Below are 15,816 nucleotides of genomic sequence, written 5' to 3'. Positions count from 1 at the left end.
CCTCCATACGATAAGGGGAGGAGGGTGTGACTTTGCTAAAAAAACTACAATGGTCATTTGGTATATTATTGTTCTTTTTCGTATTACCTGTCATTGCTGGGCAACTTCCGTTCAACAAGCAAGCATCGACTCCGACGAAACAACCAGAAGATAAACAAGTCGTGTTTGCCGCTACCAATTTAGCTGAACAAAATGCGCTTGAACAAACAAAAGAGCCTGAAGCAGATGCTGATCCCTTTAAAGTGTTAGTGTTGTTTACGCATTCACATGAAGCATATGAGCCAATCGTGAAAGCTGCAAGTGGTAAGATAGCGACCTCTCATGAAACAATTAATATTTTAAGCATGCAGGATAAGATTGTGAATCATTTTAATGTCAATGGCTTGAAAACGGACGTATTAAATGTAGATGTGATGAAAGAGTTAAAGCAAGCAGGCAAGGGCTATCATGAATCCTATAATGTGATGCGACCACATTTAAGTAAGCATTTAGAAACAAATAGCTATGATTTAATACTAGATTTACATCGTGATTCATTAAAACATGATCTTACAACAGTTGGGTATAATGGTGAAAACTACGCGAAAATTGCAATCGTTGTTGGTGCAGAGCATGCAAATTTCCGCTGGAATACTGCCTATGCTGAAAGCCTATCATCCACATTAAATGCCATTGTGCCAAAAATATCAAAAGGCGTTATTTCCAAAAGTGGTGATGGCGTTGATGGCCGCTACAATCAAGATTTAGCGAAGCAAATGATGATTGTAGAAATCGGTGGCATTGGTAACACAGAGGAAGAGGTCAATCGTACAATTGCTGTTTTAGGAAAGGCAATCGCCAAAGCATTTGTTAATGATACAAAAAAATAACTATATAGTAAAGGGAATATTAAGTCAGTGCCGCGCTGTTAACTGCGCCACTGGCTTTTTTCGGTTAATTACTTAGTGTAAGCCATTTTTTATAGGTGTATTAAAAAAACAACTATGTACGTTTCTACTAATCAAAAAGATTATTATACTGTCACTAATGAATAGAATCGCTACAAAAGGGTGAAATATAAGTAAACTTTTCCAACATTTTTTCTTTTTTATTATAATATTTTGAAAATAAGGAATTTGTGCTATACTTTCTAATAAGTGAATAGCAATTGCAGAATAAAGGTGCTCTTTTATAGAGCTTAATAGGGAATTCGGTGCAAAACCGAAGCTGTTTCCGCAACTGTAAGTGTAGATGACTACAGCGTAATACCACTGTCGAACGAGGAAAAATGCCTCCAGTAGATGGGAAGGTGCTGATTTTAGGATACACAAGCCAGGAGACCTGCCTTTATTTCATCGTATTAACTCTCTTCGGAAGCTAGGAGAACTTACGGCAAATAGACGGACAGGCAAACTGTATTTTACGCCTTTTTTCTGTTTTCCATTAGATGCTTCCCCCCTTTTTGGGAGAAGCATCTTTTTCTTTTTCGAGTTAATAGCAAGAACATTCACGAAATAATAAAATAGGAGGTTTTGCAAATGAAGATTTTCAAGAAATGGTGGCAATTAGCGTTTGCCCTGCTTTTAGCAGTTTCGCTTGTATCACCAACAGCAAGTGCCGCAGTATTACAGCCTGTAAACCAAGAACAACAAGCAACAACATTTGATGTTACATTATCTATTGATGGTTTATACGGTACAACTATTGTGCCAGAAACAATTGAGGATGTTGAAGCAGGGACAACGGCGCTAGAGCTTTTAGAACAAGTACTACAAGACAATAACAAACCCTATGTAGTAACTGTTCATCCTGTGTATGGGCCATACCTTGAATCAATTGATGGACTGGCTGCAGGGAGCTTAAATGGCTGGGATGGCTGGGTATATACAGTAAATGATATTAGCCCAACAGTTGGCTTAGGTGCTTACGTATTAGCTCCGAATGATGAAGTTCATGTGTATTACACTACATGGGCTCAGCTAAACACGCCGAGCACAGTTGCTGTAGATGATATAAATCCATCTGTTACGGTAAATTTAACTGGTGATTTATTGAATACGGGGACTGCTTCGAATTTAGCAAATTGGACAATTGACACGGGTACAACAGCATTAACAGCTCAGTCTGTTACTGTGAATACAAGCCAACAAGCTGTTATTACATTTGCAGGTCAAGCGGAAGAAGGCACTATTACGATTACAGCCTCTGCTAACGCATTATTTGGTAATTCAGCAAGCGAGCCACTTGAAGTGGACGTCCAATAGCTAGGTAAATTAATACTGATAAGGTGAATTCTTCCATCTTGTCAGTATTTAACTATTTGATAGAGGGAGTGAACTTTACATGGCTATATGGAAAAAGCAGCTACATATAGCAGTTATCTTTATTTTAATATTGTCGCTATTTTCTCCATCCATCGCTGTAAAAGCACAGCATTTTGAAGGAGAAATATTCGATCCAATTATAGAAGATACTACTGATATTAGCGATATTGAACTTGATGATTCACCAGAGCAAGATAATACGATAGAATCTAATAATGAAACAGAACTAGACAATTCGGCAGAACTAGATAATCCTATAGAATCTGAGAATGAAGCCGAACTAGAGCATCCTATACCACTAAATGATGCAATGGAATTTGCGCCCTTCTCAGTTAGTGAGATTCAGCTAAATACAGAGGAGCCTTTATTATTATTAGAAGGAGAAACATATCCATTTACTGTAACTAACACAACAACAGATGATAGTGCTACAGTTGTATGGTCTTCAAGCAAGCCCAACATTGCGACAGTTGATGGTGACGGGCTCGTAACAGGCATTGCTATTGGAGATACAGAAATTACTGTTACGATAGGTGCGATATCTAAAACAATTAAAGCCCACGTTGTTCCAGAGGCAGTAAAGGAAATAATCGATTTAATTATCGCACTGCCTGATGAATTAGAGCCAACTGAAACGATCTATCAGCAATTGCTTACGATTAAACAGAAAGAAAAAGCGCTAAGCCAATCAAATCGAAATATATTAAACAAAACACCTTATAAAACTAGTGTGTTACTAGAGAAAGCTACTGAATATTTTATCAAATATATGGAAGAGCCAGCCAACTACACTCCTCCTGTTAATCAGATAACAGCTTTAGATGAAGAACTTAGTGCTAAGCTAGATGAAATTCGTAAGGTGTACCTATCTCTTTTCGATCTTGGTCAATCTGATCGTTGGAAACCAACAGATCTAAGAATAGAAACATTTGATCATACTTTGGCATATAAAGAAGTTAAATATGCCATTCTTGCTATCGATGTACTACCTAAAATAGAAGATTTAACAATCAATCCAGTAATAAAAGAGCAACTAGAGTATGCAAGAAAAAAATATAGTAACATAATTAGTCGCTATGCTGACCCGAATCTGCCCCCATCGCTGAATATAACATTGCCATTTACTAATTATGTAACAAATAAACAGGAACTTTTTGATAAAGAAGTTAAATATGTTGAATTATTAATTGATGCTATTGATATTAATAGCCCCTTAGTAAAAGATCAATTAAAAGCAGCAAAAGATGCATATGATGGCTTGAAGAAGATAAAAGATCCTAATAATCTGCATACAAAAGTATCAAACTATAATGACCTCCTTGAAAAGGAGAAAATAATTAATGCAGAGGGCGATATTAATCAAGTTATTGCCAAAATTGATGCACTTCCTTCTGTAGAAGAACTTATTTGGGCTGATTATCTAAAAATATTTGAAGCTCAACAAGCCTATGACCAATTACTAGCGATTCATAAAGACCTAGTAACAAACTATGCTAAGCTAGAGGCTTTACAAAAGCGTCTTATACAATTACAGCCGCCAACAGTTGATACATATAACGCTGTTGCAGAATATTTAACAAAAAATTTAAACAATCCTAGTTATGGGTACGAATGGACAATAATAACATTGGCTCGCGGTGATCATTCTGCGAAGTATGCAACTTACTATGATCAATATTATCGTAATATTGTAAACCATGTAAAAGCCACGAATGGTGAAATAGATAAGCAAGCAACAGACTGGGCTCGCGTTATTATAGCTCTTACAGCAATTGGAAAAGACCCGACAGATGTTGCTGGCTATAATTTAGTCGATAGATTAGCAGATCTAAGCTTTATTACAGGGCAAGGAATAAACGCAACCATTTATTCATTAATTGCACTGGATACATGGGGGTTTGAACTACCTGCAACTGCAACAACAACGCGGGATAAATTAATTCAGCATATTTTATCTAAGGAAATTCAAAATAGCGGGGGATTTGCATGGAGTGGAAGTGTAGCTGATCCAGATATGATAGGCATGGTGCTTCAGGCATTAGCACCCTATCAAAACAGATCGGATGTGGCAGCTGTCACGAATCGAGCAATAGCTAAATTGGCAGCTATCCAAACAGCGAATGGTGGCTATATATCGACGGCAGGCAGTTCTGAAGCTGCTGAAAGTGCTGCTCAAGTTGTTACCGCCCTTGCTAGCTTGGGCATTGATGCCAACAAAGACCCTCGCTTTAATAAAGTTATTGCTAATATGATGACATTTAGCGCTGGTGATGGTGGCTTTAAGCATATCCATAGCCAATCGAAAGCAGATGGCATGGGAACCGTGCAAGTTGGTTATACATTAGCAGCCTACAACCGTCTACTAAGTGGACAAACGGCGCTTTATGATATGTCAGATACGAAAGATCGACCATCAACTCCAGGGGATAAGGACGGAGATGGTGATGATGACGAGGAGCCTTCCCCTCCTGATAACAATGGCAATCAGCCATCTGTTCCTTCTGAAGAAATTGGTTATGCAACGGTTTCCATACGAATTTCGTCATCTGAAGTTCCATTAAAACCGACAGCAACTAAGTTATTTGCTGGTGAAACTGCTTTTGATGTTTTACAACGAGCAGCAGAAGAAAACGGGGTTGCCCTAAGCTATCGTCAAACAGAATATGGCATATATGTAGATGGTATTGCGGGGCTTTATGAATTCGATCGTGGTCCTTTAAGTGGGTGGATGTACCGGGTCAATGGCAAATATCCTTCATACTCAGCAGCCAATTACACACTCTCTCCAAATGATGCTGTTGAATGGCTATACACAACTGATTTAGGAAAAGATATTGGTGGCTATGTGGAAGGAATAGAGGATAAACTCGCTGTTGAAGAAGAGAAAAAACAATGTGCTGAGGAAGCAACAGAAAATTGTCTGGAGTTAGAAGAAAAGCCATGTACAGATGAAGAGTGTATAGAAGAATCTAAGAATGAAAGTAACAAAGAGAAGGAAGATAGCTCAGTGGTCGAAATTACGATTGAAGAAAACGCTAATAAAGTCGTGCTTACACCTCAAAATATTCAAGAATACATGGATAAAAATATTCAAAAACTTGTGATTCAGAAGGAAAACCAATTTAAATTAGAGGTGGCTACTTCTGTATTTGCTGGAATTAAACTTGCTGAATCCGAGAACATCATTGCTGCTGTAACGAAAGAGACAGGACAACAACAATTTACAGTGACATTTGGTATTGAAACAAAGCAAGGAAATTTAAAGCCCATTTCTTTAGGAAAGGAGTATTTAAAAGTAACGCTACCAGCCAACGATCTAAAGCCAAACAGCGTTGTTTTACAGCTTGTAGGTGACGAATATAAACCTGTTCCACATAAAATTGTGGATGGCGAAATTGTTTTATTTACAAAAGCAGGTGGTACATTTGTGATCATAGAGAATGCAGTAACCTTTAAAGATATCGCGCATTTAGCAAATAAAGAGGAAATTGAGTTTTTAGCGAATCGTCTTGTTATTAAAGGTGTTACACCAGACACGTTTGGCCCAACTCAACCAATTACACGTGCACAGTTAGCAGCATTAGTAAGCCGTGCCCTTGGTTTACAAGCAACTGGTACAAATCCTTTCCGTGATACGGCTGGTAAATGGTATGAGGCAGATATTCAAGCGTTATATGAGGCGGGGATTACAAACGGAGTAACAGCTACAGCCTTTAATCCACAGGCCCATATTACACGTGAACAGGCTGCTGCATTTATGGCACGTGTTTTAGAATATTTAAATGCTGATATGAAGAATAACAATGAAGAAATTCATTTCAAGGACATTCACAATATTAGTGCTGAATATCTACCATATATCGAGCTATTAAATAGCCTTGATATTATGACGGGTAAGACGAATGGCTCTTTTGATCCAAAGACGCCATTAACACGTGAACAAACAGCAAAAATTTTAAAACGTACGTTAAATACTGCAGGTATGATGTAATTTTCATGGCTAACCCAATTGCAGAAAGCTTTTGGGTTAGTACTTTTTAGAATGGAGGTTATCCAAATGAAGCAAAGATTATCCATGCTTATCATGATGCTATTTGCATTCGTGTTAATTGTAACGCCAGTTTCCGCTCAAAATATTTCTACTGTAGATGCTTACAAAACGACTGGGCAATTTATGGTGACAAAAGCACCAAATCCTGCTTTTGGTGATGAATGGTTTATTATTGCACTTGCCCGTGGCGAATACAATGTTCCTGATGGCTATTACGATCAATACTATGCAAATGTTGTAAAACATATACAGGCAGTAAAAGGTGAATTACACAATCGTAAATATACGGAATATTCACGTTTAATTATTGCCCTTACTGCTATCGGAAAAGATCCTACGAATGTGGGTGGCTATAATTTAGTCGAAAAATTAAGTGATTTTGATAAAGTTGTATGGCAAGGTCCCAATGGTGCTTATTTTGCTTTAATTGCTTTAGATACATGGGACTTTGAGCTTTCTAAAACAGCTACAACTACTCGCGAGAAATTGATTCAACATATACTAGCAAAGCAATTGCCTGATGGGGGCTGGGATTTATCGGGGACGAAGGCAGACCCAGATATGACTGCAATGGCTATTCAAGCCCTTTCCACGTATAAGGATCAACCAGATGTGAAGACATCCATTGATAAGGCACTTCATACATTGACAAGTTTACAAGGAGCTGATGGCAGTTACAAAAGCTGGGGCACAACCAACTTAGAAAGCACAGCACAGGTTATTACAGCACTTGCCAGTTTAAATATTGATGCCAGCAAAGATGAGCGCTTCCATAAGCTATTTGCAAGCTTTTTCACCTTCTACCATGCAAAAGACGGTGGCTTCAAGCATGTATTAACTGAGGGAGCAGCTAATGGCATGGCAACAGAGCAGGCTTCTTATACACTAGCAGCCTATAATCGATTACTTGCAGGCAAAACAAAGCTTTATGATACATCCGATAAAAAGCCTAATAGCTCATCTACCCCGACTCAGCCTACAGCTCCTCCTGTGAAAGTGAGCTTTAAAGATACACAATCTCACTGGGCAAAGTCTGATATCGAAGCGGCTGTGGCGAAAGGGCTGTTAAAGGGCTATGAAGACAATACATTTAAGCCGGATAATAATTTAACACGGGTACAGGCTATATCGATTTTAGTGCGTGCTCTTCATTTAACAGGCTCTGGCAATGCACCTTTCACAGATATTAATGCCTATCCAAATGACATAAAACAAGAAATTGGAGCTGCCTATGAGGCAAAGTTATTAGGGGTAAAGTCCAATAAGCTTTCACCATCTTCTCCAATCTCACGTGAAGAGCTGGCAGTTATGCTGGCAAGAGCCTATGCATTTAAAACAGATAAACCATATGTACCGAAAAATAATGCACCTTTCAACGATATTGCAAAATTATCACAGGAATCGCAGCAAGCCATTACATTTTTATATGATTTTAACATTGCCCAGGGAGCGAATGGATCATTTAGCCCTACAGATGTTCTTACGCGTGCACAAGCAGCTAAAATGTATGTTAATTTCTTAAAGGTAGTTGAAGATTAGTATGAAAAGATTTCTACATTTTTTCTTTATCTCGTTGCTTGTTGTTTTTTTAACAGCATGTAATATTCAAACCGTAGAGAAATTTGAGCAAATGCAGGATGAGGAACGGAGCATGGAAACCCGACCGTCTCCTGGGCAGCCTGAAGTCGAAGAACAGACTCCCTTAGTAGAAAATAAGATGGTTGTGGAAGAACAAGAAGAGCAAGAGCCTGGGGTAGATGAAAAGGTTCAATTAGAGGAGCGGGAGCAAGCCCCTCAGCAACGGGGAGAAAAGCAAGAAGTACCACCACCAGCACCAAATATAAAAACAGAGCAGCCTATGGTTCAAAAAGGCGATCATCAGCCAACAACAAATACAGCTACTCCCTCAGCAGAAGAACCTAAGCCACAAGTAACCGAAAAGCAGCAACAGCCAGCACCTAAAAAACGCGCTGTAACCATTGCAATCCGTGTTGATACATTGCTAAAGCATTGGGATAAGCTAGACCCTGCGCTACAAAGTGAGAAATATGTCCCGAAAAATGGCGTTATCCTGAAACCAACAACCTATGAACTATTATCAGAGAATGATACGGTTTGGGATGTGCTGCAACGCGCAACAAAGGAGCATAAAATTCAAATGGAGTATCAAGGGGCCAATGAAAATATGTATAACAGTGTCTATGTAGAAGGGATTAACCATTTATATGAATTTAGTGCAGGTGAATTAAGTGGCTGGATGTACAAAGTGAATGGGGTCTATCCAAATTACGGTTGTAGTCAATACGTTTTAAAGGATGGCGATGTCATTGAATGGAACTACACAGTCGATTTAGGTCGCGACTTAGGACATTATTGGGATGGTGAATAATGAAGGCATTTGAAACATTTCATCCTATCGTACTTTTTGCTTTTTTTGTAGCTGCTGTTGGCTTATCGATGTTTTTTATGCATCCAGTCTATTTGGCGATTACTATTTTTTCGGCTATTAGCTTAAATATTGCTTTACGTAGACAGCTATTTTTTAAGGACTGGAAGCTATATGTACCACTGTTTTTCTTAATGGCGATTATTAACCCACTGATTAGCCATAATGGTCAGCTCGTATTACTTTATATCAATGGCAATGCCCTTACTATGGAGGCAATTATGTATGGACTTGCCATTGCCACGATGATTGTCGCTGTGATGCTCTGGTTTAGCTGCTACAATGTGGTGATGACATCGGATAAATTTATTTATTTATTTGGCAAAGTATCACCAGCCTTGTCACTAACCTTATCTATTTCATTGCGCTTAGTTCCACGCTTTCGGCATCAGCTAACGCAAATCATACAGGCACAAAAGGTTATTGGCATGGATTATACTGCTGGCTCATTATGGCATCGCATCAAATGCATCGTCCGAATTTTATCTATTTTAATTACGTGGGCATTAGAGAATGCAATTGATACGGCAGATTCGATGAAAGCTCGCGGCTATGGTGTGAAAAAGAGAACAGCCTTTTCGCTTTTTATTTTTGAGCGTCGCGATGGCATTGCTCTAACGATAATTATGCTACTTTTTGTTACGAACCTCGTTGCGAGTTTTCTTGGTACAACAACCTTTTATTTCTATCCAACATTTGGAACTATTAAATGGGACATTGGTAGTCTATTGTTTTATAGTAGCTATTTCCTGCTGCTGTCTATCCCATTAGCAATTGAAATCAGGGAGGCGTTCAAATGGCGCTCGTTAAAATCGACAATGTAAGTTTTACTTATCCTAATGAGACAAGCCCTGTATTAAAAAATATTCATGTAACAATTCAGCAAGGTGAGTTTATCGTGCTGATAGGGCAATCGGGCTGTGGAAAAAGCACGTTGCTACGGCATTTCAAGCGTGAGCTACAGCCACATGGAGAAATGGCGGGGCAAATTTTTTATAAAGGCTGCGATTTACAACAATTAAATGCTGAAGTTGCAGCAGCAGATATTGGCTATGTTTTTCAAAATCCTGATAATCAAATTGTTACAGATAAAGTATGGCATGAGCTCGCTTTTGGGTTAGAAAGCTTGGGGCTTGATTCAGTAACAATTCGCCGAAGAGTAGCTGAAATGGCAAATTTTTTCGGCATTCAAAAATGGTTTCATCAAAAAACAACGGCGCTTTCCGGTGGACAAAAGCAGCTATTAAATTTAGCCTCTATTATGGTGATGCAGCCAAAGTTATTGCTATTAGATGAACCGACATCGCAATTAGACCCAATCGCTGCGTTGGAATTTATTCAAACATTGCATCGCTTAAATAAGGAACTGGGTATTACCATTATTTTAATTGAGCATCGCCTTGAGGAGGTGTTGCCTCTCGCAGATCGCGTATTGATTATGGACAGTGGGGAAATTTTATTCGATGGTTTACCAAGGGACATTTTAATGACATTGCCAAAAGAGCATGCGATGATTACTGCATTGCCGGCAGCGACAAAAATTTTCCATCGGCTTAATGGTGTCGGATCTATTCCGCTGACGATTCGTGAAGGGCAGCGCTGGCTTCATAATCAACAAGTGACGCCAGCAGATATGTCACCTACAATATCGTACAATGACACAGCTATTGCAGTAGAAGCAAAGGATGTTGCCTTTCGTTATGAAAAAAATGGTCAGGATATTGTCTATCATTTTAACTTACAAGTGAAGGAGCAGGAATTTTTAACGATCATCGGCGGTAATGGTACAGGCAAGTCTACGGTGCTTGCTATTTTAGCAGGATTACAAAAGCCTTATCGTGGCAAAGTGACTTTATTCAATAAAGCCTTAAAAAGCTATAGCAATAAACAATTGTATCAACAATTTTTAACGTTATTACCGCAAGATCCCAAAACATTATTTGTGCAAAAAACAGTGCGCCAAGAGCTGGAGGATATGGCTCGTTTACATAAAGTAACAGAAGCAAATATGCAAAAAACGATTCAGTTATTTCATTTAACGCATTTATTAAATCGCCATCCCTATGATTTAAGCGGTGGGGAGCAGCAAAGATTAGCACTCGCTAAGCTTTTATTAATAGAGCCGAAAATTTTGTTACTAGATGAGCCAACAAAGGGGCTTGATGCACATGCAAAGGAAGAGTTAGCTGGAATATTAAAGGATTTACAGGCTAAAGGAATGACAATTATTATGGTGACACATGATATTGAATTTTCAGCACAGTACAGTAGCAGATGTGCCTTATTTTTTGATGGTAGTATTGTATCTGAGGATGAGCCGCGCGCATTTTATAGCGGCAATAATTTTTATACAACTGCCGCACATCGCATATCGCGAGAGCTACTAAGCAATGCCATTACATGTGAGGATGTTGTTACGTTATGTCAAAAAACATTCGTCTAATGATCTCATTCCTTGTTATTTTTGTGCTAATACCACTTACTTTATATGCGGGTATTACCCTATTTGCTGATCGAAAATATTATTTTATTTCGATTGCCATTATTATTTTAGCATGTGTTCCTTTCTTTCTATCCTTTGAACGTCGCAAGCCACAGCCACGTGAAATTTTAGTCATTGCTGTGATGGCTGCTATTTCTGTGGCAGGTCGTGCCTTATTTGTTATTACCCCTGGCTTTAAGCCTGTTGCAGCAATTACAGCCATTACAGGTTTTTCACTTGGAGCAGAGGCAGGCTTTTTAACAGGCGCTCTTTCCGCATTGGTGTCGAATATGTTTTTTGGGCAAGGGCCATGGACACCCTTTCAAATGTTTATGTGGGGGATGATTGGCTTTATAGCAGGCTTATTAGGGAAAACGGGGCTGATGCATAAAAAAATTTCTCTTATCTTATTCGGTATTTTCGCAGGCGTATTCTTTTCCTTTGGTATGGATATTTGGGGAACAATATCTATGTACGGTGTGTTTAGCTGGCAGGCTTATACACTGGCATTAACTTCAGCAGTGCCGTTTATGATGGTTTATGCGGTTTCAAATGTTATCTTTTTATTATTATTAGAAAAGCCAATAAGAGAAAAGCTAGAGCGTATTAAAAATAAATATGGCATATTACAGTAAATAATCCGTCATATGTTCCTTTATAAAGCAAGCTAAAAGTGCTCATTTCAAACAGTGGGCACTTTTTATTAGCCACAAACGAATGAACCCTAATCTGTTATTGCTCATATATTCTTATATATTAGCTCCGAATACTGCTCTATTTAACTCCAAATCCGACCGTGTTTCGCAAAACCTAAAAATGTTCTAGTATACGTCAAGCATTGATAGTAGAGGCTTTGTCATGGAGTTGCTGTTGTACTTTACATAACGTTCATAGTATAATTCAGTATAGTTTAATTAGGAGTGGAAAAGATGAACCGAGAAGCACGTTTAAAACGACAAGAGAATATCCGAAATTTCTCTATTATTGCACATATCGACCACGGGAAATCAACGCTTGCTGACCGTATTTTAGAGCAAACAAAGTCATTAACGTCCCGTGAAATGAAAGCACAGCTCCTTGACTCGATGGATTTAGAGCGTGAGCGAGGCATTACGATTAAATTAAATGCAGTTCAATTAAAGTATGAAGCAAAAGATGGCGAAGTGTATACATTCCATTTAATCGACACACCAGGACATGTCGATTTCACATATGAAGTATCACGTAGTTTAGCTGCTTGTGAGGGCGCTATTTTAGTGGTAGACGCTGCACAAGGGATTGAAGCACAAACATTAGCAAATGTTTATTTAGCGCTTGATAATGACCTAGAAATTTTACCTGTTATTAATAAAATTGATTTACCAGCGGCTGATCCTGAGCGAGTACGTCAGGAAGTAGAGGATGTTATTGGCTTAGATGCCTCTGAAGCAGTGCTAGCTTCTGCAAAAGCAGGTATTGGGATTGAGGATATTTTAGAGCAAATTGTGGAGAAGGTTCCAGCGCCAACAGGTGATCCTGATGCACCGCTACAAGCTTTAATTTTTGATTCTGTCTATGATGCCTATAAAGGCGTGATTATTTCAATCCGTATTATCAACGGTACAGTAAAGCCTGGCGATAAAATTCGTATGATGGCAACTGGCGCGGAATTTGAGGTTATTGAAGTTGGGGTACATACACCAAAGGCTGTGCCGCAAGCTGAATTAACAGTAGGAGATGTTGGTTATTTAACTGCGTCGATTAAAAATGTAAGTGATACACGTGTAGGGGACACTGTAACCTTTGCGAATCGCCCAGCAGCCGAGCCATTAGCAGGGTATCGTCGCTTAAACCCAATGGTATACTGTGGCTTATATCCAATTGATACAGCAAAATATAATGATTTGCGTGAGGCATTAGAAAAGCTAGAGTTAAATGACTCTGCTTTACAATATGAACCAGAAACATCACAAGCCCTTGGATTTGGCTTCCGCTGTGGCTTTTTAGGTCTATTGCATATGGAGATTATCCAAGAGCGTATTGAGCGTGAATTTAATATTGATTTAATTACAACAGCGCCTTCCGTAATCTATGATGTCCATATGACGGATGGCACTGCCATCAAAGTAGATAATCCATCCTTTATGCCAGATCCACAAAAAATTGATCGTGTGGAGGAGCCATATGTAAAAGCGACTATTATGGTGCCAAATGATTATGTGGGAGCGGTTATGGAACTTTGTCAAATGAAGCGTGGTAATTTTATGACAATGGATTATATTGATACATCGCGTGTAAGTATTATTTATGAAATGCCATTATCAGAAATTGTCTATGATTTCTTTGACTATTTAAAATCCAATACAAAGGGCTATGCATCATTCGACTATGAACTTATTGGTTACCAGCCATCGAAATTAGTGAAAATGGATATTTTATTAAATGGTGAGCAAGTCGATGCACTAAGCTTTATTGTACACCGTGACTTTGCTTACGAGCGTGGTAAGGTAATTGTAGAAAAGCTAAAAGAATTAATCCCACGTCAACAATTTGAAGTACCAATCCAAGCAGCGATTGGTCAAAAAATTGTCGCCCGCTCTACAATTAAGGCTATCCGTAAAAACGTTTTAGCGAAATGTTATGGAGGCGATATTTCACGTAAGCGTAAACTTCTTGATAAACAAAAAGAAGGTAAAAAACGTATGAAGCAAGTAGGCTCCGTTGAAGTTCCTCAGGAGGCATTCATGGCGGTATTGAAGATGGACGATAGCAAATAGTAGGCGTATCAAGGGTTGGTGGTGTTGGATAAAAGCACCAATACCCGTTTTGCTTGCGAATTGCTTGCGAAACAATTTTGCTTGCGAAAAAAACTTGCCGACCAGCGGCAACTGATCGGCAAGTTTTTATTTAATATCATCCAGTGCTCGTTCAAAAATATCGACGGATTCCTTTTGCATCTTTTCCGTAAGATGTGAATAGGTGTCGATAGTAATAGCTGACCGGCTATGACCAAGACAAGTCTGGATGTCTTTTGTTTTTGCGTTGTTTTCCATTAGCATTGTAGCGTGCGTATGTTGCAATGAATGGAAGTTAAATGGAATTTTGAGTGTTTCTGTTAATTTTCTTGTATTATATTTTGTGCTACTAGGTGTTAGCGGTTCGCCATTTTCCTTGACGCATACATGATCTGTTTTGGGATAATATTCACCATAGAACAATTTGTTTTTCTTAATCCAAAGATGATGCTCTTTTAATAGTTTGACAATAGTAGGTTCTAACGGTATCGTTCTTTCGCTCGATGCCGTTTTTGTTGTATCGAGCACCCATTTTCTGTTGATATTGACCATTGCGCGTTCAACAGTTAATGTATTTTAATCAAAATTAATATCTCTCCAACGCGAACCGCATACTTCGCTAACACGCAAGCCTATGTGTAGCCCGATATGGAATGGCATATATAGCGGCATGTCTGGCTTTAAGTATTCCATAATACTTATTAAATCCTCTCGTTTAATAATCTTTAAATCTTCTTTTGACGTCTTTCTACGTGGATGTTTTGGCATTGACACATATTGCATAGGGTTGTCCTTTAAAAGTCCCACGGATGTACAGCGTGTTTCAAAGTATTATTAAGGACACTATAAAAGATGGATAATGATTTCCTAGAAAATCCCTCACGATGTTTGCCATTAATCCATTTTTGCAATATTGTTGGTGTAAGATCATGCAGAGCATAATGATCGATTGGGGGAGCAATGTGTTTTTTATAACTCTACGATAGTTCTCCTGTGTATTGTATTTCAAGTTGATTAGGCAATATTCTTCAAACCAATACCACATATAATCTTCGAGTGATGACTTTGAAGATTCAAAAAAACGTCCAGTATCATCATATTCAGCAAATGCGGTTGTGAGTGCAATTTCTGCTTCTGCTTGAGTATTCCCACCAACACGCTCTATTCTTTTTCGGTTCTCTCCTTTTCGGGCTGGGAGCGCAAAGGAGCAGTATCATTTGCGCCCTCTTAGTCTTATTGAACCTCTACTACTTCTCTTTTTTTAAGCGTTTTCCTATATGATTCTCCTTTCTGGAAAAAGAAGAGCAAGACGGCAATCTTGCTCATTTTTAATTAATTTGCAAATTAATTAATATCTCAATCCAATGGGGCAAGAGATATTTGGTGTTGTTCTTTATTCACGAAGCGTTGTAAGCGTTGCTGTTCTTCTGTCAATGCGGATTCAATAAACTTGCTAAAGCCTATTGCATCTTGTTCAGCAAGATAGCGTAAGTAAGTCGCTTTCTCTTTGCTGTTAATAATAAGTGGAGCAAAGCCATGTTGTAATAAAGAATAATTAAGGACCACACGCCCTGTGCGTCCATTGCCATCTGCAAAAGGATGAATACGTTCAAATGCAATATGTGCTTCCACAATGCTAACGATTTTTTCGTCTTCAGTAGCAGCTACATCTAAACGGAAGTTCAAATTATCGACCCATTGCTGCATAGGAAGCGGTGTTTCTTGCACATTGGCTGTCATGAAATCAGTCCCTAGTATGG

The 15,816-nt window shown here is 38.6% G+C and carries 12 protein-coding genes, 1 pseudogene and 1 riboswitch; of the genes and pseudogenes, 9 read left to right on the top strand and 4 right to left on the bottom strand.

From position 1 onward, the window contains the following. The first annotated feature begins 26 nt into the window (after positions 1–26). From spoIIP to lepA, 9 genes are all read left to right on the top strand, one after another. Positions 27–869 (top strand): stage II sporulation protein P, encoded by an 843-nt coding sequence (gene spoIIP / locus MHB42_RS12715; RefSeq protein ID WP_340806590.1) that lies wholly within the window; start codon positions 27–29, stop codon positions 867–869. Between the two features lie 272 nt (positions 870–1,141). Further along, positions 1,142–1,342, top strand: a riboswitch (cobalamin riboswitch). Positions 1,343–1,517: 175 nt separating this feature from the next. Next, the gene (locus MHB42_RS12710; protein ID WP_340806589.1) at positions 1,518–2,243 is read left to right on the top strand and encodes a DUF4430 domain-containing protein; all 726 of its coding nucleotides are present in this window, start codon (positions 1,518–1,520) and stop codon (positions 2,241–2,243) included. A gap of 79 nt (positions 2,244–2,322) precedes the next feature. Beyond that, positions 2,323–6,294 (top strand): S-layer homology domain-containing protein, encoded by a 3,972-nt coding sequence (locus MHB42_RS12705; protein ID WP_340806588.1) that lies wholly within the window; start codon positions 2,323–2,325, stop codon positions 6,292–6,294. A 66-nt stretch (positions 6,295–6,360) separates the two neighbouring features. Continuing rightward, a complete protein-coding gene (locus MHB42_RS12700) occupies positions 6,361–7,893 on the top strand; it encodes an S-layer homology domain-containing protein (protein WP_340806587.1) in 1,533 nt (510 codons plus the stop codon). A 1-nt stretch (position 7,894) separates the two neighbouring features. Further along, entirely contained in the window at positions 7,895–8,743 is an 849-nt protein-coding gene (locus MHB42_RS12695; protein WP_340806586.1) for a DUF4430 domain-containing protein, read from the top strand. Then, on the top strand, positions 8,743–9,624 hold the full coding sequence (locus MHB42_RS12690; protein ID WP_340806585.1) for an energy-coupling factor transporter transmembrane component T: 882 nt from the start codon (positions 8,743–8,745) through the stop codon (positions 9,622–9,624). Before MHB42_RS12695 ends, MHB42_RS12690 begins: the two co-directional genes overlap by 1 nt. Beyond that, positions 9,597–11,243 (top strand): ABC transporter ATP-binding protein, encoded by a 1,647-nt coding sequence (locus tag MHB42_RS12685; RefSeq protein WP_340806583.1) that lies wholly within the window; start codon positions 9,597–9,599, stop codon positions 11,241–11,243. The genes MHB42_RS12690 and MHB42_RS12685 overlap by 28 nt, the downstream gene beginning before the upstream one ends. Beyond that, the gene (locus MHB42_RS12680; RefSeq protein WP_340806582.1) at positions 11,222–11,917 is read left to right on the top strand and encodes an ECF transporter S component; all 696 of its coding nucleotides are present in this window, start codon (positions 11,222–11,224) and stop codon (positions 11,915–11,917) included. The genes MHB42_RS12685 and MHB42_RS12680 overlap by 22 nt, the downstream gene beginning before the upstream one ends. Before the next feature lie 294 nt (positions 11,918–12,211). Continuing rightward, complete coding sequence (lepA, locus tag MHB42_RS12675) at positions 12,212–14,038, top strand: translation elongation factor 4 (protein WP_340806581.1); 1,827 nt, start codon at positions 12,212–12,214, stop codon at positions 14,036–14,038. Between the two features lie 126 nt (positions 14,039–14,164). Here lepA and MHB42_RS12670 read toward each other — a convergent pair whose 3' ends face one another. The 4 genes and pseudogenes from MHB42_RS12670 to MHB42_RS12660 form a co-directional block, all read right to left on the bottom strand. Next, positions 14,165–14,608, bottom strand: coding sequence for a tyrosine-type recombinase/integrase (locus MHB42_RS12670; protein ID WP_340806580.1), 444 nt, complete (start codon positions 14,606–14,608; stop codon positions 14,165–14,167). 24 nt (positions 14,609–14,632) lie between these two features. Continuing rightward, positions 14,633–14,824, bottom strand: a complete 192-nt coding sequence (locus MHB42_RS12665; RefSeq protein WP_340806579.1) for a hypothetical protein — start codon at positions 14,822–14,824, stop codon at positions 14,633–14,635. Between the two features lie 26 nt (positions 14,825–14,850). Continuing rightward, positions 14,851–15,101, bottom strand: a pseudogene (locus tag MHB42_RS20690) (N-terminal phage integrase SAM-like domain-containing protein). A gap of 311 nt (positions 15,102–15,412) precedes the next feature. Continuing rightward, a complete protein-coding gene (locus MHB42_RS12660) occupies positions 15,413–15,796 on the bottom strand; it encodes a Fic family protein (RefSeq protein ID WP_340806578.1) in 384 nt (127 codons plus the stop codon). Positions 15,797–15,816: the final 20 nt, after the last annotated feature.

This window comes from Lysinibacillus sp. FSL K6-0232, from assembly GCF_038008325.1.
Classification (GTDB): domain Bacteria; phylum Bacillota; class Bacilli; order Bacillales_A; family Planococcaceae; genus Lysinibacillus.
The sequence above is the reverse complement of the archived record's forward strand: the minus strand, read 5'-3'. Positions and strand labels throughout refer to the sequence as shown.

Coding starts and splice junctions, on each gene's coding strand:
- MHB42_RS12710 (WP_340806589.1), top strand. CDS start 1,518: ATGAAGATTTTCAAGAAATGGTGGCAATTAGCGTTTGCCCTGCTTTTA.
- MHB42_RS12705 (WP_340806588.1), top strand. CDS start 2,323: ATGGCTATATGGAAAAAGCAGCTACATATAGCAGTTATCTTTATTTTA.
- MHB42_RS12700 (WP_340806587.1), top strand. CDS start 6,361: ATGAAGCAAAGATTATCCATGCTTATCATGATGCTATTTGCATTCGTG.
- MHB42_RS12695 (WP_340806586.1), top strand. CDS start 7,895: ATGAAAAGATTTCTACATTTTTTCTTTATCTCGTTGCTTGTTGTTTTT.
- MHB42_RS12690 (WP_340806585.1), top strand. CDS start 8,743: ATGAAGGCATTTGAAACATTTCATCCTATCGTACTTTTTGCTTTTTTT.
- MHB42_RS12685 (WP_340806583.1), top strand. CDS start 9,597: ATGGCGCTCGTTAAAATCGACAATGTAAGTTTTACTTATCCTAATGAG.
- MHB42_RS12680 (WP_340806582.1), top strand. CDS start 11,222: ATGTCAAAAAACATTCGTCTAATGATCTCATTCCTTGTTATTTTTGTG.
- lepA (WP_340806581.1), top strand. CDS start 12,212: ATGAACCGAGAAGCACGTTTAAAACGACAAGAGAATATCCGAAATTTC.
- MHB42_RS12670 (WP_340806580.1), bottom strand. CDS start 14,608: ATGGTCAATATCAACAGAAAATGGGTGCTCGATACAACAAAAACGGCA.
- MHB42_RS12665 (WP_340806579.1), bottom strand. CDS start 14,824: ATGCCAAAACATCCACGTAGAAAGACGTCAAAAGAAGATTTAAAGATT.
- MHB42_RS12660 (WP_340806578.1), bottom strand. CDS start 15,796: ATGACAGCCAATGTGCAAGAAACACCGCTTCCTATGCAGCAATGGGTC.